The 18,008-nt window shown below is 39.8% G+C and carries 21 protein-coding genes; 8 read left to right on the plus strand and 13 right to left on the minus strand.

Features of this window, described 5'->3' with window-relative positions:
* The coding region (locus tag FTV28_RS03835; RefSeq protein ID WP_179989469.1) for a transposase at nucleotides 1-233 on the plus strand (233 nt) is incomplete at its 5' end.
* A 54-nt stretch (nucleotides 234-287) separates the two neighbouring features.
* On the opposite strand, the gene FTV28_RS03840 is transcribed toward FTV28_RS03835, so the two are convergent.
* Nucleotides 288-449, minus strand: coding sequence for a hypothetical protein (locus tag FTV28_RS03840; RefSeq protein WP_004973471.1), 162 nt, complete (start codon nucleotides 447-449; stop codon nucleotides 288-290).
* Nucleotides 450-978: 529 nt separating this feature from the next.
* Nucleotides 979-1,209 (minus strand): hypothetical protein, encoded by a 231-nt coding sequence (locus FTV28_RS03845; protein ID WP_167846030.1) that lies wholly within the window; start codon nucleotides 1,207-1,209, stop codon nucleotides 979-981.
* A 212-nt stretch (nucleotides 1,210-1,421) separates the two neighbouring features.
* On the opposite strand from FTV28_RS03845, the gene FTV28_RS03850 reads away from it, so the two are divergent.
* Nucleotides 1,422-1,916 carry a CinA family protein gene (locus FTV28_RS03850; protein WP_096901591.1) on the plus strand — a complete coding sequence of 165 codons (495 nt, stop codon included), beginning with the start codon at nucleotides 1,422-1,424 and terminating at the stop codon, nucleotides 1,914-1,916.
* 7 nt (nucleotides 1,917-1,923) lie between these two features.
* Here FTV28_RS03850 and FTV28_RS03855 read toward each other — a convergent pair whose 3' ends face one another.
* From FTV28_RS03855 to prpB, 4 genes are all read right to left on the minus strand, one after another.
* On the minus strand, nucleotides 1,924-2,199 hold the full coding sequence (locus FTV28_RS03855; protein WP_004973465.1) for a type II toxin-antitoxin system RelE/ParE family toxin: 276 nt from the start codon (nucleotides 2,197-2,199) through the stop codon (nucleotides 1,924-1,926).
* Nucleotides 2,200-2,204: 5 nt separating this feature from the next.
* A complete protein-coding gene (locus FTV28_RS03860) occupies nucleotides 2,205-2,426 on the minus strand; it encodes a hypothetical protein (RefSeq protein ID WP_004973462.1) in 222 nt (73 codons plus the stop codon).
* Nucleotides 2,427-2,724: 298 nt separating this feature from the next.
* Nucleotides 2,725-3,861, minus strand: coding sequence for a 2-methylcitrate synthase (gene prpC, locus FTV28_RS03865; protein WP_004973461.1), 1,137 nt, complete (start codon nucleotides 3,859-3,861; stop codon nucleotides 2,725-2,727).
* Between the two features lie 4 nt (nucleotides 3,862-3,865).
* The gene (gene prpB, locus FTV28_RS03870) at nucleotides 3,866-4,750 is read right to left on the minus strand and encodes a methylisocitrate lyase (protein WP_004973459.1); all 885 of its coding nucleotides are present in this window, start codon (nucleotides 4,748-4,750) and stop codon (nucleotides 3,866-3,868) included.
* A gap of 336 nt (nucleotides 4,751-5,086) precedes the next feature.
* Between prpB and FTV28_RS03875 the strand changes: the two genes are divergently transcribed.
* The 3 genes from FTV28_RS03875 to FTV28_RS03885 all read left to right on the plus strand — a co-directional run bounded on the left by FTV28_RS03875 (nucleotide 5,087) and on the right by FTV28_RS03885 (nucleotide 7,406).
* Entirely contained in the window at nucleotides 5,087-5,737 is a 651-nt protein-coding gene (locus tag FTV28_RS03875) for a TetR/AcrR family transcriptional regulator (protein WP_168417358.1), read from the plus strand.
* A gap of 111 nt (nucleotides 5,738-5,848) precedes the next feature.
* Nucleotides 5,849-6,769: an ornithine carbamoyltransferase gene (argF, locus tag FTV28_RS03880; RefSeq protein ID WP_179989471.1), complete on the plus strand. Its 921-nt coding sequence runs from the start codon at nucleotides 5,849-5,851 to the stop codon at nucleotides 6,767-6,769.
* A gap of 148 nt (nucleotides 6,770-6,917) precedes the next feature.
* Nucleotides 6,918-7,406 (plus strand): hypothetical protein, encoded by a 489-nt coding sequence (locus FTV28_RS03885; RefSeq protein WP_004973445.1) that lies wholly within the window; start codon nucleotides 6,918-6,920, stop codon nucleotides 7,404-7,406.
* Between the two features lie 75 nt (nucleotides 7,407-7,481).
* Here the strand turns inward: FTV28_RS03885 and FTV28_RS03890 are convergent, their stop codons facing one another.
* The 7 genes from FTV28_RS03890 to rpiA all read right to left on the minus strand — a co-directional run bounded on the left by FTV28_RS03890 (nucleotide 7,482) and on the right by rpiA (nucleotide 14,212).
* Nucleotides 7,482-7,835, minus strand: coding sequence for a YnfA family protein (locus FTV28_RS03890; protein ID WP_004973443.1), 354 nt, complete (start codon nucleotides 7,833-7,835; stop codon nucleotides 7,482-7,484).
* Between the two features lie 115 nt (nucleotides 7,836-7,950).
* Nucleotides 7,951-10,227 carry an ATP-dependent Clp protease ATP-binding subunit ClpA gene (gene clpA, locus FTV28_RS03895; protein WP_179989473.1) on the minus strand — a complete coding sequence of 759 codons (2,277 nt, stop codon included), beginning with the start codon at nucleotides 10,225-10,227 and terminating at the stop codon, nucleotides 7,951-7,953.
* A gap of 9 nt (nucleotides 10,228-10,236) precedes the next feature.
* A complete protein-coding gene (clpS, locus tag FTV28_RS03900; protein ID WP_004973438.1) occupies nucleotides 10,237-10,653 on the minus strand; it encodes an ATP-dependent Clp protease adapter ClpS in 417 nt (138 codons plus the stop codon).
* 19 nt (nucleotides 10,654-10,672) lie between these two features.
* Entirely contained in the window at nucleotides 10,673-11,446 is a 774-nt protein-coding gene (locus FTV28_RS03905; RefSeq protein ID WP_179989475.1) for a DUF6776 family protein, read from the minus strand.
* Nucleotides 11,447-11,525: 79 nt separating this feature from the next.
* Nucleotides 11,526-12,581, minus strand: coding sequence for an N-acetyl-gamma-glutamyl-phosphate reductase (gene argC / locus FTV28_RS03910; RefSeq protein WP_171062573.1), 1,056 nt, complete (start codon nucleotides 12,579-12,581; stop codon nucleotides 11,526-11,528).
* A 187-nt stretch (nucleotides 12,582-12,768) separates the two neighbouring features.
* Nucleotides 12,769-13,449: a M48 family metallopeptidase gene (locus FTV28_RS03915; RefSeq protein ID WP_179989477.1), complete on the minus strand. Its 681-nt coding sequence runs from the start codon at nucleotides 13,447-13,449 to the stop codon at nucleotides 12,769-12,771.
* 91 nt (nucleotides 13,450-13,540) lie between these two features.
* Nucleotides 13,541-14,212 carry a ribose-5-phosphate isomerase RpiA gene (gene rpiA, locus FTV28_RS03920; RefSeq protein WP_004973429.1) on the minus strand — a complete coding sequence of 224 codons (672 nt, stop codon included), beginning with the start codon at nucleotides 14,210-14,212 and terminating at the stop codon, nucleotides 13,541-13,543.
* 106 nt (nucleotides 14,213-14,318) lie between these two features.
* On the opposite strand from rpiA, the gene ilvA reads away from it, so the two are divergent.
* The 3 genes from ilvA to FTV28_RS03935 all read left to right on the plus strand — a co-directional run bounded on the left by ilvA (nucleotide 14,319) and on the right by FTV28_RS03935 (nucleotide 17,980).
* Nucleotides 14,319-15,857 carry a threonine ammonia-lyase, biosynthetic gene (ilvA, locus tag FTV28_RS03925; protein ID WP_019837302.1) on the plus strand — a complete coding sequence of 513 codons (1,539 nt, stop codon included), beginning with the start codon at nucleotides 14,319-14,321 and terminating at the stop codon, nucleotides 15,855-15,857.
* 129 nt (nucleotides 15,858-15,986) lie between these two features.
* Nucleotides 15,987-16,643, plus strand: a complete 657-nt coding sequence (locus FTV28_RS03930) for a TrkA family potassium uptake protein (protein ID WP_096901585.1) — start codon at nucleotides 15,987-15,989, stop codon at nucleotides 16,641-16,643.
* Complete coding sequence (locus tag FTV28_RS03935) at nucleotides 16,640-17,980, plus strand: TrkH family potassium uptake protein (protein WP_004973423.1); 1,341 nt, start codon at nucleotides 16,640-16,642, stop codon at nucleotides 17,978-17,980. Before FTV28_RS03930 ends, FTV28_RS03935 begins: the two co-directional genes overlap by 4 nt.
* Nucleotides 17,981-18,008 lie beyond the last annotated feature (28 nt).

The raw sequence follows: 18,008 nt of genomic DNA on the forward strand, positions 1-18,008 counted from the left end.
CGATTCATAGAAGTAAAAAGATGGCTGATTACAGAGAGCTACTTAAAAGTAACTTTTCGACGAATTTGTATTTTATTCCAGCTTATAGCCCTGAGTTAAATCGAATCGAGATGGTATGGAAGCAGATCAAATATTATTGGCGAGATTTTCAAGTCATGACAGCTGATAAAATAGAGCAATGGGTGGAGAGAGTATCAAACCAATTCGGAAAAGAATACATGTTTACTTTTTAATGACAGCTTATCCCATTGGATCCGCATCGAAGTATACGATTTACACCTAGATTATTATTTCCGATCTAACTCTACTAGACCCTGTCTTGCTTCTGTAATGATCAGCTGAATTTCTTCATTTTGCTTTCTCTTTTGTTCAAAATACACATAAATGCCTAGAGAAAATCCCACAGCTAAAATGATCAGCGTCATCATGATAATTGCATTATGATTCATTATATTTAGCCCCTTTAAACTTCCTCACTATTGTGAGATGCAAGGACTATACACAGCAATAACAAAAATGCTCAATTCTAATAAAGAAAATACACTGTTTTTTTAATTTTATCTAAGAAAAACACTTTATTATTTAACAATATAATAAAAAATAAAATGTAAGACATATTCAAAAAATACGTTAAAATTCAATTATATTTTTTCTATCTGTCCTGATTATATTTTTAAGATGTTTTTAATTAATTTTCTCTATCCCATTTAGAAGTCAGTTAAAATAAAAAATTAACCTAAAAAACATAAACTTATTTAAGCCATTACAAGCCTGTTTGAAAAATGCTAATCGATAAAAACACCAACACAAATATGTGACATAGTTGGCATTTTTAATCAATTCTTCAATTTTTCTTGTGATGTGAAGTACAATTTTTTTCATCTAGCGGTCAAAAAGCACCAACTTCGATACGCTCCACTGATGCTCAACCAGTCTGCTATTATATGGAAGCTCTGTTTAATTTAGATTGAAATGACTTTAAATCACCAGAACTCTGACAATGATGGTTTGATGCTCCTCATTTTCCTCAATCAGTTGTAAACGCTTTTGTTCTTTACTCACGACTTTAAAGTGCAAGTTTTGATATTCAATAATGCTTGGAATTTGGTCAAAATATTGTGCATCAGCATCAATTTCATCCTCAAATAATGATGTACCAAGTTGATAGTCCAAACTTTTTAAAACGATATATTTCACCGTTGTTTTCATCACAGCATCCTTTTTATTACTTTTTGCTTTACTTTTATTTGTATCACCGTTCATGCCACGATTAAACCTATAATTGTAAATTTTGCTGTATTTATAGGCAGTTAAATCGTGAACATTCTTATTTTAGCATTTCACTTTTTGATGTTTTTTCGCACAAGTCGACAAAATTCAGTACACTTGAGCAACTTATTCTATTCACTTGCAGATTTATCATGCTCAAACAATGCTGTGCCATACTTGAACAACGCCAACAGACTGTGGCTTTTATTGAAAGTGCCAGCTCAGGTTACTTATGTAGTCAGTTTTCTATTTATAAAAATAGCGGTGCCAATATTTTACTTGGTGGATTAGTCAGTTACGACCCAAGCATTAAACGTGAGATTTTGCATGTGAATAGTGACTTAATTGCCACCTATACCGCTGAATCCGCAGAAGTCACACAAGCCATGGCAGTTCAAGGCAAAAAACTATTTCAACATGCTGATTTTATTGTGGCATGCACAGGGTTACTGAAACCAGGCGGCAGTGCCACACCAGAAAAACCTGTAGGGACATTTTTTATCGCCATTCATTATCAGCAGCAAACTTTTCAGTACAAATATTTTTTAGATGGCAATCCATTACAACGACTAGAACAGCTCACTCTGTTAGTCGCTCAAGACCTGATTGATCTAATGCAAGATACAAACACTTGTACTGCACCCTGAAGTAAACCTATCTTTTTAAGTCTCTATAAAAATTCTCATGACTGCCCAATTTTAAAAGATAGAGTGTCATGATTTCGTCATCACTCACAGAGTAAGCCAGTAGCACAAGCTGTTTGTCCATTTTAAATTTATAAACAAATACTCCTGCTAAATCCCCCACTTTAGCTTCTCCGATATCAGGATTATTCCAAACGGTTATTACGGCATTATCAACATCTTTTTTCTGCTGCTTGGTTAGTTTTTTCACTGTCCGTTCAAATAGGGGAGTTTGTTGTATATTCATTGAACTCAACCAAAGCTATATGGTGTTGTATTCCCTGCTTTGACATGCGCCATACTAAGCAACAAATCTGCTATATCTTGAAAAGTTAAATCGGGATTGTCTTGTGCGATTTTTCCAATTTTAGCCCAGTACTCAATTTGTTTAGTTGCACTTCTACTTTCAGCCATCCCGTAAATCTTTGCTGATTCAACAATATCGCTGTCGATTTTAACTGCTACATGTGACATTGCTTTTTCCTCATATTAATTATGGAATAAATTTTAGCCAATCATGCAACCATTTACAACCTTAAGAAACAAAATACAACAACCTTCTTTTATGATCAAATATTTAAAAATGCGCTATCGTACGCCCGATCTTTTTTAATTCTCTAACGCTTCAATAATTACTCATTGTATTTTTGACTACCCTCATCCAAACCTCAAAAAAAATAAGGTTCCATTGCTTAACAATGAAACCTTATCTTCAGCCTAAACTGCTGCATCACACGATGTTCATGCACGGTACAGCTTTTTAGACAACCAATTAAGCAGCCGAACGCTCTGCAATTGGTACAACTTTACGCAATTCTGGGCCTGTATAATCTGCACTTGGGCGGATAATACGGTTATCTGCACGCTGTTCCATCACGTGTGCTGCCCAACCTGTTACACGGCTCATCACAAAGATTGGTGTAAATAGTTTGGTCGCAATACCCATAAAGTGATACGCAGACGCATGGAAGAAGTCAGCATTACAGAATAATTTCTTCTCACGCCACATCACTTCTTCACAACGCACCGATACAGGATAAAGTACTGTATCACCTACATCTTGCGCTAAACGCTCAGACCAGATTTTGATGATGCCGTTACGTGGATCATTGTCTTTATAAATCGCATGACCAAAGCCCATGATCTTTTCTTTACGTTCCAACTTGCCTAGCATTTCACGTTCAGCTTCTTCTGGCGATGTCCAATTTTCAATCATTTCCATCGCTGCTTCATTCGCGCCACCGTGTAATGGGCCACGTAATGAACCAATCGCGCCTGTAATACATGAATGCATGTCAGACAAAGTTGATGCGCAAACACGTGCTGTAAATGTTGATGCGTTGAACTCATGCTCTGCATACAAAATTAATGACACATTCATGACTTGTTCATGCAATTCATTTGGTTTTTCACCACGTAATAAATGCAGGAATTGTGCGCCAATTGAATCATCATCCGTATTTTCTTCAATACGCACGCCATCGTGGCTATAACGATACCAGTAGCAAATAATAGCTGGCAAAGTCGCCAAGATGCGGTCTGCTACATCTTGTTGCTGTTCAAATGACTGTTCGGTTTCTAAGTTACCTAGCATTGAAACACCTGTACGCATCACATCCATTGGGTGTGAATCTGCAGGAATACGCTCAAGCACTTCTTTGAGTGCTTGAGGCAATGCACGTAAAGATTTCAATTTTGCTTTATAGGCAGCCAATTGCTCTGAAGTCGGCAATTCACCAAAGAAAATCAAGTATGCAACTTCTTCAAACTGACAGTTTTCTGCCAAGTCTTGCACATCATAACCACGGTAAGTTAAGCCTGCGCCACTTTTACCAACAGTTGAGAGTGAGGTTTTACCTGCCACTTGTCCACGCAATCCTGCGCCTGTGAGTACTTTTCCTTCAGCCATTTTTTTAATTCTCCTGTTTGAACAGCTTGTCTAATGTATTTTCAAAAGTATGATAATCAAGGAATTCGTATAATTCTTTACGTTGTTGCATTTTGTCTAAGACATTCACTTGCGTGCCATCTTTACGAATGGATTGCATCACTTCAAGTGCTGCTTTTTGCATAGCACGAGTTGGTGAAAGTGGATACAACACCATGCGAATGCCCTGCTCAGCCAATTCTTCAGTGGTGTAATAAGGGGTATCACCAAACTCGGTAATGTTTGCCAATACAGGTACACCTACGGCATCACATACAGTTTTATACATGGTAATATCAGTCATAGCTTCTGCAAAAATTGCATCTGCACCCGCTTCCACACATGCGCAAGCACGGTCAATAACCGCCTGTAAACCTTCTTTTTGCAAGGCATCAGTACGTGCCATGACTACAAAGTTTGAATCGGTTTTCGCATCAACAGCCGCTTTAATACGATCAACCATTTCTTGCTGGGTTACAATTTCTTTGTTTGGACGATGTCCACAACGCTTTTGTGCAACCTGATCTTCAATATGAACTGCAGCAGCACCCGCAGCAATCATTTGTTTAATACTGCGGGCAATATTGAATGCACCGCCCCAACCTGTGTCAATATCCACCAATAATGGTGTATCAACACGCTCAGTAATACGACGTACATCTTCCAAGACGTTGTCTAAACTGGTCATGCCCAAGTCAGGTAAACCGTAAGAATAGTTGGCAACACCTGCACCAGATAAATAAATGGCTTTATAGCCCACTTGTTTTGCCATCATGGCAGCATAAGCATTTACCGTGCCGATAATTTGTAATGGCTTTTCGACTTCCAAGGCTTGTCTGAATCTTAAGCCCGCAGATGTTTGTTCTGTCATCTTCCTTTCCGCTTTTCTTACTATATTTTTCGAGGTTTGAGTATATCGGGAATGCAAAGCTGCGCCATGACTTTTTAGAATCTATGCTCTAAAACTTTAGTCAAATAATTCGAAATTTTATTGCACAATAAATTTTCGTGATATTGCTTATTATTTAAATTTAATAAACATAGCTTTTTTGCATACTAAATAAGCAAAATTTTGCTTATTTTGAGTGTATTTCTATTTTTTCTGAATTCAAGCACGCTGCCCGTACACTTCAACACAGCACGCTGTGCATAAATTTGCTATAATAACAATCTCTCCCTTTGATCATTTGCTGAAATATTATCCAATATGCAAGATATCGCTCATTTAACCCCTTTCGGTAAAGATGTCCCTCCTACAAAGCGTGGACATGAGCGATGTGTGGCGCTGCTCGTCAGTGCAACTGATCTGTTTTTAGAACGTGGCTACGATGCCGTATCTTTAGATGATATTGTGCAACATGCTGGCGGTTCTAAAGCTTCTATTTATAAATACTTTGGCAATAAAGAAGGCTTGTTTAAAGCGATTTGTGATTATCGCCGTGACAAGTTTTTTCAGGATATTCACATCCCTTTTGAACAAATAGATTCCAATTTACGTGGTTATTTAATTCAGACCTTGCTGAATTTTTATCATCATATACTAGCGCCTGAAAATGCAGCTTTTATGCGTTTAGTTTTAGAGCAAAGTCAGCGCAACCCCGACATTGCTTTACATATCCATGAACGTGGCCCTCTACACGTTCAATTGTGCATTGCCAAAGTGCTAGAGCATGCCAGCCAACAAGGACTCATTCGCTGCGAACACCCTGTTTATTCGGCACAATTGTATTTTGGAATTTTAAGAAATTTAGAATGGCGCATTATTATGGGCATTCCAAAACAAGAAACTGAACAAGAAACAATCAATTATGTAAGTTATTGTGTAGATCGCTTTCTAGACGCCCATCAAAAAGTCTAGTTTTTTTGCAATTTCTTCATCCTATAGTATATTAGCCGATTCCCTTTTTCACTTAACCAACCAACAACTAATTGTTGTTTTTCTCATTCAGCAATTATTGTGGAGTAACGAATGGCTCTACGTCACTTTCTAACATTACGCGATTTATCGACTTTAGAACTGAATCAAATTTTGCAACGCGCCATTGAGCTTAAGCGTAAACAGCATAACAATGAAGTTTTCCAACCCTTTGTGGGCAAAGTCTTGGGAATGATTTTTGAAAAATCTAGTACCCGAACTCGTGTATCGTTTGAAGCAGGTATGAGTCAGTTTGGTGGCAGCGCAATTTTCCTATCATCACGTGACACACAATTAGGTCGCGGTGAGCCAATTGAAGATTCTGCACGCGTCATTTCAAGTATGCTTGACATTGTGATGATTCGTACCTTTGGTCACGACATTGTAGAACGCTTTGCTTCTTACTCTAAAGTTCCTGTGATCAATGCCTTAACTGACGATCATCACCCATGCCAACTCCTTGCAGACATGCAAACCTATGTTGAACACCGTGGTTCAATTGAAGGTAAAACTGTGGCGTGGATTGGTGATGGCAACAATATGTGTAACTCATATATTGAAGCAGCACACATGTGGGGCTTTAATTTAAAAATTGCGACACCGAAAGGTTATGAGCCAGAACAGCGCTTCCTGTCTGAATTTGCACACTGCGTAGAATTGGTCGATTCTGCTGAAGATGCAGCAGTGAATGCTGACCTGATTGTGACCGATGTTTGGGCAAGCATGGGACAGGAAGAAGAACAAAAAATCCGTGAAAAAGCGTTTGCAGACTATCAAGTGAATGAACGCTTGATGGATTTAGCACACCCTGATTGTTTATTTATGCACTGCTTACCTGCGCACCGTGGTGAAGAAATTTCTGAAAACATGCTCGATCACAAAAATGCTGTGGTGTGGGATGAAGCAGAAAACCGCCTACATGCTCAAAAAGCATTGGTTGAGTTTTTATTGAATGAAAATCTTAAAAAAGACTAAGCTTTAAAACCCGTCTTAAATATTCACAAAACTTTGATGAGTTTTGTTACAAACAGCACCAAAAGGTGCTGTTTTTTTATTTGGCTCGCTATAATCTTGAGTTATGGTCTATTTTTCTAAAATTTCTAAAAGAGCCTAGATAAACAATATGATTGATAAAACACTTGCCACAATTACGCTGTGCACTACTACACTGATCGCGAGTGCTTCACTCTATGCCAAAGCCAGTGAATTAGATCAATATTTAGTCCAACAAAAGATTCTAAGTGCAGATTATAAAATTCAAAATATCGTCGCTTTAAATGAAATTTTAGATGTCATTAGTGATGAAGATTCTCGTACTATGCCTTATCAGGTCGATCAAAATACAGTGATTGAACAAAGTACGGCGACAGACAAACAAATCAATATTCGTGGCATGATTATTTCACCTGACTTCACGCAGTTTGTAGAAAGTACGGGTTATAACAATGTCAAAAATATGATTAAACAAAACTTAATTCATAATTGTGAATCTATTTTTGAGCATCAGTTCCAACGGGTAAATCCCTATGTATTGAACTTAAAACTCAGTGCAGAAAAAACCCAGTTTAATGTGCAATTGGCAAATAGCGAGTGCCAATTTAAAGCAGACTGAACTGTATTTAAAACTAAAACAACCTCAGCTTTAAGATTTAATGCCTAAGGTTTAATGCGTAAACCCAAATATAACCTAACGTATTAAACCTTGCGGTTGTAAAATAATGATCAATGCGCCTAAAACTACTATCATTCCACCGAACATATCCCAACGTGTTAAATTGACTTGATCTACATACTTTAACCAAATCAAGGCTGTACAAATATAAATACCACCATAAGCCGCATAAATTCGCCCCGATGCCGCAGGATGTAGAGTCAATAACCACACAAAAGCCGCTAAGGCTAAAATTGTTGGCAGCCATAACCACTGTGATTTCCCCTGATTTAAAATCAAATAAGGAAAATAACAGCCTAATATTTCCATAACTGCCGTAACAAAAAACAAGAACGTTGTGCTGGCAATTTTAGTGATCTGAAAATCCATAAATCCTATGTGGTCTCTCTTTTAGCAGTAACGATTCAAGTTCACGCATCTGCGAATTCATAAAAAATAACCCATGTTCAACATGGGTTATTTTCAAAATTCAAATAAGGATTGATTAGGCTGGTTCAGCCGTTTGATCTTCAAAGACTTCAAGTTTCAAACCGACTGCCTTACCGTTCTCTTTCTTCACAGAAACAGCCACATTACCGCCCTGTTCTGCAAGTTCACCAAACAGAATCATTTCTGCCAATGGCTTTTTCAAGTGTTCCTGAATCAGACGTTGCATTGGACGTGCGCCCATTAAGCGATCATATCCATGCTCAGCCATCCATTCACGCGCATCTTGATCAACCTCAAGAATGACTTTTTTATCATCCAACTGCGCTTGTAATTCAGTCAAGAATTTATCCACTACATTTTCAATTACTGTAGTAGGTAAAGCTTTAAATTGAATGACCCCATCCAAACGGTTACGGAACTCAGGTGAGAAGGCTTTTTTCATCGCTTCTTGGTTGTCATTACTGTTGTCTTGATCCATGAAACCAATGCTCACGCGGGAAATACTTTCCGCACCAATATTAGTGGTCAGAACCAAAATCACATTACGGAAGTCTGATTTACGACCATTATTATCCGTCAATGAACCATGATCCATAATTTGCAGCAATAGGTTAAATACATCAGGATGCGCTTTTTCAATTTCATCCAACAACAACACACAATGCGGATTTTTATGAATCGCATCGGTGAGTAAGCCACCCTGATCAAAACCGACATAGCCTGGAGGTGCACCAATTAAACGTGAAACGGCATGGCGCTCCATGTACTCAGACATATCAAAGCGAACCAATTCCACACCCAACAGTTTTGCCAACTGCTTGGTAACTTCGGTTTTACCAACGCCTGTCGGGCCAGCAAATACAAAACTACCCACTGGTTTGTCTGGTGTTTTTAAACCAGCACGTGACAGTTTAATTGCTGATGCTAACGCTTCAATAGCTTCATCTTGACCAAAGACCACACGTTTTAAATCACGCTCAAGATGTTCAAGTACAGTCTTGTCATCTTTCGATACGGTTTTAGGTGGAATACGTGCAATTTTAGAGACGATATCTTCAATATTTTCTACTGTGATTAAAGTATCATCTTGCTCAGCTCTTAAACGGCGCTGCGCACCTGCTTCATCAATCACATCAATGGCTTTGTCTGGCAAGAAACGGTCATTGATAAATTTGGCCGATAACTCTACCGCAGACACCAATGCTTTATCATCATATTTAACATGGTGAAATTCTTCAAATTTCGATTTTAAACCACGTAAAATATCAATCGTTTCTGAAATTGAAGGCTCATTCACATCAATTTTTTGGAAACGGCGTGAAAGTGCATGGTCTTTTTCAAATACCTGACGATATTCTTGGAATGTCGTCGAGCCAATGCAACGCAAAGTACCATTTGCCAACGCAGGTTTAATTAAATTTGATGCATCCATAGTGCTGCCCATGCTTGAGCCTGCACCAATAATCATGTGGATTTCGTCAATAAATAAAATGGCATCAGGTTTCTTTTTCAAGGCATTTAACAGTTGTTTTAAACGCTTTTCAAAGTCACCACGGTATTTTGTACCCGCTACCAACGCACCGATATCCAAACTATATACTTCGGCATTTTCGAGTGGTTTTGGCGCTTTACCATTCACAATCAGCCACGCCAGACCTTCGGCAATAGAGGTTTTACCCACGCCTGGATCACCCACCAACAATGGGTTGTTCTTACGACGACGGCATAGAATTTGTGCAGCACGCTCAATTTCTTTTTCACGCCCAATTAACGGATCGGTTTTACCCTTTTGAGCTTCGGTATTTAAATTCAGCGTGTAAAGCTCAAGCGGGCCTGCATTGGCAGAGCTTGAACTTTCACCATCTAACTCTTCAATTTCTTCTTCAGCTTGTGTTTCATCTTTACGGGTCCCGTGTGATAGGTATTGCGTTAAGGTCAAACGGTTAATTTGATGACGCTTGAGTAGATACACGGCAAATGAATCACGTTCAGAGTACATTGCCACTAAAATATCTGCGCCTTCAACCGTACGGTCACCACCGCTAGATTGCACATGGAAAATACCACGCTGCAAAATGCGGTCAAAACTTTCGGTCGGGTGCGGCGCCTGATCGTTATTTTCAGCAAGTTTAGGGGTATGTTGTTCTACATATTCTTCGAGTTCTTTACGCAGCACAATAACATCTGCACCACACGCCTTGAGTGCATTGACTGCCGAATCATTGTCTAATAAAGCCAATAATAAATGTTCAACCGTTAGAAACTCGTGTCTCTTTTGACGAGCCATGCTAACAGCCAAACGTAGTGATACTTCTAATTGACGACTGAGCATGTAACCCCCTTAATCTTTAGGCTCAATCTGACAAAGTAATGGATGACCTTGTGATCGAGCGTAATTATTGACTTGGTTCGCTTTCGTTTCCGCAATATCCCGCGGATAGACCCCTGCGACACCTTTTCCTTCATAGTGTACAGTTAGCATTACTTGAGTCGCTTGGTCAAGATTCATTGCAAAGTATTGTTGTAAAATTTCAATTACAAAGTCCATTGGGGTGTAATCATCGTTCATTAAAACGACAACATATAAAGGTGGGCGTTTTAATTGTGGCGGCGCAGTTTGTACCGCAATATCACCATCATCTTCATGTCCTGCATCATCCACACTTAAACGCGGGGTTAAATGCCAATCGACATAGCCAGATTGATGAAAAGTGGTTTTAATTTCATTTAAACAGATGGATCTTTTTTGGGTTCGCATAAGTTTTACATATCACACATTATTGAGCGCTAGCTTCTGCTTGTGGAATTTCAGAAATAAAGGCAGAATCTGCCTCCACGGCTTTGCCTTTGCTCCAACTGAAGCGTTTAATCACAGGAGTTGCGCCATTTAAACGGACTTCAATAAAGTCTGGATTAAAGCCTTTAGGCATGCTCCAGCGCCCTGTTAAACGCTCATAATTATCAAAATTAAAATTGCTGTCTTCCATCGGAACAACCAGCACTTCTGTGCCTTGAATTAAACGCAGTTCTACCGTACCACTTGCACGTCGCTTGTTTGGACTCACTTGTATCAAATCGACCTGATATTCATAAGCATTGTCTGGTAATGGTTTTACCCCAAGATTTTGCACGGTCAGGCTTAAACCACCACGTTGACGCAAAACTTCACGATAAATCGCACTCATGCCTTCAGTACGTTGCTTATCTTCAGTTGCTTGAGTGAAAGCTTGATACAAATCATTGGAGTTACTGACCGCAACATCGCGTTCTTGAACCGCAGCATTTAAGCTCTTATTCAGACTTTCCAAACGCGTTTTTTGTTCTTGCACCACTTCAACCAGTTGTTCTGCATCGGCATCGTAACCAACCACAGTTAAGCCCTGACGATGCCCGACTGAATAGCCCAAAAAGCCACTACCTAAAATTAAAATGGCAGCACCAATTGCCAAAGGCGCATTGCTTTCAAGAAATGGCTTTTTTTCTGGCGGTGTAGATGAGGGTGTCATGCTTGAATTCGACTGTGACGTGGTTTCTGTATCGGTGTTATGCATCGTCATCTCTTGTTTTGATTCATTCAAAACACACATTTAAATCGAAATCTAAATGTGTGTGAAGTTGAAAAACGTGTTCTTATGGTAATAAACCAATCACCTCAAGTCCTGCATGTTCTGCAAAACCAAACATGAGGTTCATATTTTGTACTGCTTGCCCTGCTGCACCTTTCACCAAGTTATCTTGTGCCACCAAAAGTACTAATTTTTTCGGTTGTGGCTTATACAATGCGATACGCAACTGGTTAGCGCCACGTACTGAGCGTGTTTCTGGTGAACTGTTGGCTGGCATGACATCTACAAACTGTTCATTGGCATAAAACTGCTCATACAGGCTTTGTAAATCTGCTGCATCACCTGCATCAGTTAAATCTACATAAATGGTGCTGAGCATACCGCGAATCATAGGTACTAAATGCGGTACAAACACAATGTGATTAAACACATCTTTTTGACCTGAAATATTTTCCAATGCTTCTACAATTTCTGGATGATGACGATGCCCCGCAACGCCATAAGCCTTAAAGTTGTCGGCATTTTCAGAGTAAATCATGCCCAAACTGGCTTTACGCCCTGCACCAGATACACCCGATTTTGCATCAATAATAATACTTTCAGGTTTCACTAAAGCTTCAGCTTGTTTAAATAATGGCGCTAAACCAAGTTGCACTGTGGTTGGATAACACCCTGGGTTACCAATCACCTGTGCTTGTTTAATTTGTTCCCGGTTGAGTTCAGACAAGCCATAAACTGAATCTTTTAAAATGTCTGGGCAAGCATGTTGCATGCCATACCATTTTTCAAACTGTGCTAAATCTTGCAAACGGAAGTCTGCTGCTAAATCGACCACTTTGGTGTTGGCTGCAACAAGCTCCGCAGCATGTTGCATTGCAACGCCGTGCGGTGTAGCAAAGAACACCACATCACACTGTTTTAATTCTTCGATGTTTAAATCTGAGTAGCATAGGTTTGTGTGCCCACGCAGGCTTGGGAACATATCATCTACACGGCGACCCGCTTCTGTACGTGAAGTCAGTACATTTACTTTTACATTTGGGTGTCGTAGCAAAAGACGCAATAATTCAACGCCTGTATAACCTGTACCACCGACAATACCAACTGAAATCACGTGCATTACCTCAATTCAAAAGCATGTTTAAGCTAACGCTATAGTATGACAGGAAGTTTTGGTTTTCTAAACTGTTTTACTAGGGTTTTGGGGCTTTTCTTTATTCTGTTGATTTTATAAAAGATGATTTGGATTGTAGTCAATACGTGCAACACCTTTGCATTGTAGTCTTATCATGTGGGTGTTGGCTTTTTTATTGATACCACCACCAAGGCAAAGGCGTTGTTTTTAACTGTTTGCGATGCTGCAAATAGTGCACATCATGCCGCAGCACTTCAGCCCAAAACGCAGGACTATGATCAAAATGTCGGGTATGTGCCAACTCATGCACAGCAACATATCGCACAATTTGTTCAGGAAACAACACCAAGGCGCTATTGAGCATAATATGCTGTTGCGTACTGCAACTGCCCCAACGGGTTTTCGGTTGACGAATTGCGCACTGTTTAAATGGCAAAGCAATTTCATGACTGACTGTTTGCAAATATATCGGCAACATTTGTTTGGCATAAGCAATAACAAAGGCTTTTAAATATGCCGCAGGTTGGCGGTCACTAACCCATAGGCAATGCTGTTTTAAATCTAAAATAAAACTGTGTTTTTGTGTTTGATAATGAATATTTAAAGGCTTAGCCAAATTAAAAAGTGATAACTGATTTGGCAATTCACGCCGAACAAGTCCTTGCTGCGCCTGCTGTTTATGCCAAGTTTCAATCATCCACTGTTCAGATTGCTGCAAAAAATCCTGAATTTGTCGCTGAGTACAATATTTCGGTACAGTTAAGCGAATTTGATGCGGCTCGACACGCAAACGTAAACGTGTTGCTTTTGCATGTGGTGTGATTTGAATTTCAGGTAAGTCGGATAATGTCATTGTTGTTCTTTTATTAAATCCTCCCCGACCCCTCCTTTAATAAAGGAGGAAGAAAAGCCCCCCATTAAAAACAAGGGACTTGGGAGACGAATTAAACCGCAGTACGTTCTTCAATGCCGTTATTGGTCGCTACAATTGCAATATCTGCTTTATTGATGGCAAAAATACCATTGGTCACAACACCCGGAATATCATTCAAGGTTTTTTCTAATTCCAACGCATTTAAAATATTTAAATTATAAATATCTAAAATCACGTTACCGTTATCAGTTACCACACCTTCACGGTAAGCAGGATCGCCACCTAAAGCCACAATTTTACGTGCTACCGCAGAACGAGCCATTGGAATGACCTCGATTGGCAATGGAAACTCACGTCCTAACTGCTCTACCCATTTTGAATCATCGACAATACAGATAAACTTACGTGCAATAGAAGCCACAATTTTTTCACGGGTCAACGCTGCGCCGCCGCCTTTAATCATGTGCATGTGACGGTCAATTTCATCTGCACCATCAACATAAGCATCTAAACTGCCCACAGAGTTCATATCGACCACTTCAATACCAAGTTTCTTTAAGCGCTCCGCAGTCGCTTCAGAACTTGCCACAGCTGCTTCTAATTGTAATTCAGGCAATAAATCAATCAGGAAATTCACTGTACTGCCTGTACCTACCCCCAAAATCCCGCCTTTAGGCAAATGTTTTAATGCTGCTTTGGCAGCCGCTTGCTTCTTTTCATCTTGGGTAGCATACAGACTCATGACTTCACTCAACTATTTTTGACATTTGTTGCCGATTTTACAGCGCAAATGTGCAGGGGTTTGTTACAATAACCCCCTATTTTAAACTGTTAGATGGAAGATTAACATGCTGTCTCGTTTGGTTCGACAAATTTTACAAGCAACGGTCTACGATGTTGCAATCGAAACCCCACTCGACGCAGCGCCACGAATTAGTGAAAAACTGAACAATAACATTCGCTTTAAACGTGAAGACTTACAACCTGTATTCTCTTTTAAATTGCGTGGTGCGTATAACCGTATTAGCCAATTACCCAAAGACCAACTTGAACGTGGTGTAATTACTGCCTCTGCAGGCAACCATGCGCAAGGTGTAGCATTGTCTGGGCAAAAACTGGGCATTCGCGCCATTATCGTTATGCCTAAAACCACGCCAGATATTAAAGTACAAGCGGTAAAACGCTTGGGTGGCGAAGTGGTATTACATGGTGACTCATTTGATGTTGCCAACAAATATGCAATTCAACGTGCCCAAGATGAAGGCATGACTTTTATTCCACCGTATGACGATGAATTGGTCATGGCAGGTCAAGGTACGATTGCCAATGAAATTTTGCGTCAATGGCGCGATGTCGAATATGTTTTCGTTGCTGTTGGTGGTGGCGGTTTAATTGCAGGTGTTGCAGCCTACTTGGGCGATGTCGCACCGCATGTCAAAGTCATTCCTGTAGAATATGATGAATCGGCTTGCTTAAAAGCGGCTTTTGAAGCCAATGAACGGGTTATTTTGCCGCAAGTGGGTTTATTTGCCGATGGTACTGCTGTCGCACAAATTGGTGAGAAACCGTTTGAAGTTTTACAACTACAAAAATCAGATCAATCAGGCCCAATTGTTGAGCGCGATGTAGTTTTGGTGAATACCGATGAAATCTGTGCGGCAATTAAAGACACCTTTGATGAAAACCGCAGCATTGTAGAACCTTCAGGTGCAATGGCTTTGGCAGGCATCAAAAAATATGTCGAGCAACACCAATTGCAAAATAAAAATATTGTGTCAATTGTCTGTGGCGCAAACATGAACTTTGACCGTTTACGCTATATTGCGGAACGTACTGAACTCGGTGAACATAAAGAAGCAATTTTTGCCGTGACCATTCCAGAAGAAAAAGGTGCGTTCCTTAACTTCTGCCGTGCGCTGCAAGGTCGTAATATCACCGAGTTTAACTACCGCGCCAGCGATGCTACTGCTGCACAAGTCTTTGTCGGCATCAGCTTAAAATCTGGTGAAAAAGAACGCCACGACATTTATGAGTTACTCAAAACCCAGTACGATGTTGATGATTTGTCGGATGATGAAGTAGCAAAACTACACATTCGTTATTTGGTCGGTGGTCATGCCGATATTGAAAATGAACGTCTATTCCGTGTGGAATTTCCAGAGCGTCCGGGTGCATTACTGACTTTCTTGGAGCGCTTAGGCCCAACCCATAACATCACCCTGTTCCATTACCGTAACCACGGTGCAGCGGAAGGCCGTGTATTGGTCGGTTTAGAAGCTTCGGATGCCAAACAGAACCCAGATGGTTTAATTGAAACTTTGGAAAAGATCACTTATCCATACCAAGAGATTACTAATAACTTGGGTTATCAGCGTTTCTTAAAATAACCGATCACACATCTCAATAAGTGCAAAAAACCGCTGATTTCAGCGGTTTTTTAGTCATATTGCTACAGTATAGAGCCCTAAAATATTTTAGAATATTGGAAGAATAATATAATTTTTCAGGATGATGCTATGACACAATTTGCTGTCATTGGTTTAGGTAGCTTTGGTGCAACTGTGGCGACACAATTGGTCAAACTCAACCATGATGTCATTGGGATTGATAGCAATAAAAAGTTTGTAGAAAACATTGCCGATCAAATTACCCATGCGGTGATTGCCGATGCAACCGATGAACACGTTTTGGAAGAACTGAATATTCAAAATTGTGATGCAGTGGTGGTCGCCATTGGTGAAGATATTGAAGCCAGTATTTTATGTGTCTTAAATTTAAAGAATTTGGGTATTTCTAAAATTTACGTTAAAGCCAAAAGTAAAGCGCACACCATGATTTTGACCCATTTGGGCGTAAGTAAAATTATTCACCCTGAAGAAGATATGGGCGTTCGCATCGCGCAATCGCTGAGTTATCCGATGGTGAGTCGTTATATGAGCCTAAACGACAACCACTATATTGTAAAAGTAAAAATTAAAGACAACTTGCATGGCACGCGCATTCATAGTCTGATGTCACATGCACCCGAAGTTAAACTTTTACTGTTTAAACGTGCCGAAACGATTTTCTATACGCTTGAATCCAATTTAATGCTACAAACAGATGATATTTTGGTGGTTGAAGGACAACTTGAACCATTAAAACGCTTATCTAAACAATTTAAGTCAGAATGAAAAAAACAGCGAAACAACCAATCAAAACTGTCAATTTAAGCCCACCCAGTCTTTTGGCACTGGGCTTTTTAAGCTTTATTAGCATTGGCACAATCTTGCTGAAACTGCCCATTTCCCATCATGGCGAGATGAGTTGGATTAATGCCTTATTTACTGCTACATCTGCAGTGACGATCACTGGATTGTCTGTAGTGAATATTGGCGATGCTTATACCGTATTTGGGCAAATGGTCATTATGTTGTTGTTACAATGTGGTGGCTTAGGTTTTATGACTTTTGCGATTTTAGCGGTTTTAAGTTTGTCATCCAAAATTGGTTTAAAACAACAAATCATGGCGCAAGACACCATTGGGCAAACCAACCTGTCTAAAGTGTCGATGACCATTAAAAGCGTGTTGCTCTACTCATTGTTTTTTGAAGGGATTGGCACGGTTATTTTAACCTTGGCATGGATGCAGGATTATCCATTTAGCGATGCATTTTTCTATGCGGCTTTCTATAGTGTTTCAGCCTTTAACAATGGTGGATTTTCATTATTTCCCAATAGCTTAATGAGTTTTGCAGATCAATACCTGATTACCTTAACTATTAGTATGCTGTATATCATTGGCGGTATTGGTTTTGTGGTACTCATGGATATTAAACGTGCCAAACGCTGGAAAAAACTCTCACCCAATAGCAAGCTGATTTTATCGACCATTGCTGGTTTAAACTTTGTGGCCTTTCTGCTGATTTGGGCGATTGAAGCCAATAATCCACATACACTTGCAGCCATGAGTATTGGCGATCAAGCCCTCAATGCATGGTTTCACGCTACCGTTCCTCGCTCATCAGGCTTTAATAGTCTAGATGTCGCAAGTATGCAAAATAGCTCGACCTTGCTCACCATGCTTCTGATGTTTATTGGTGGTGGTTCGCTCAGTACCGCAGGCGGTATTAAAGTTGGCACATTTATTATTGTCATTTTAAGTGTGATCAGTTTTTTAAGACGTTCAGATGAGGTGCGTGTGTTTAATCATGCTGTACCTGAACGTACCACCTTTAAAGCTTTGGCGGTGATCAGCATCACAGGTATGTTAATTTGCCTCGGTTTGTTTAGCTTACTTGCCCTTGAACCGAAACTGAATTTTTTAGACCTGTTGTTTGAGGCTGTATCTGCAGCGTGCACGGTGGGTTTATCCCGTGGTGTTACAGGTGAATTACAACCTGCCAGCTTAATTATTTTAATGTTGTTGATGTTTGCAGGTCGTTTAGGGCCGCTGACTTTGGCTTATTTAATCGCCACACCACAAAAAAGCCGACTTAAACATCCAACCGCAGATATTCAAGTTGGATAAAAGCTGGATACGATCCGACTTCAAAAAC

Source organism: Acinetobacter sp. YH12252, assembly GCF_013417365.1.
GTDB classification, from domain to species: domain Bacteria; phylum Pseudomonadota; class Gammaproteobacteria; order Pseudomonadales; family Moraxellaceae; genus Acinetobacter; species Acinetobacter towneri.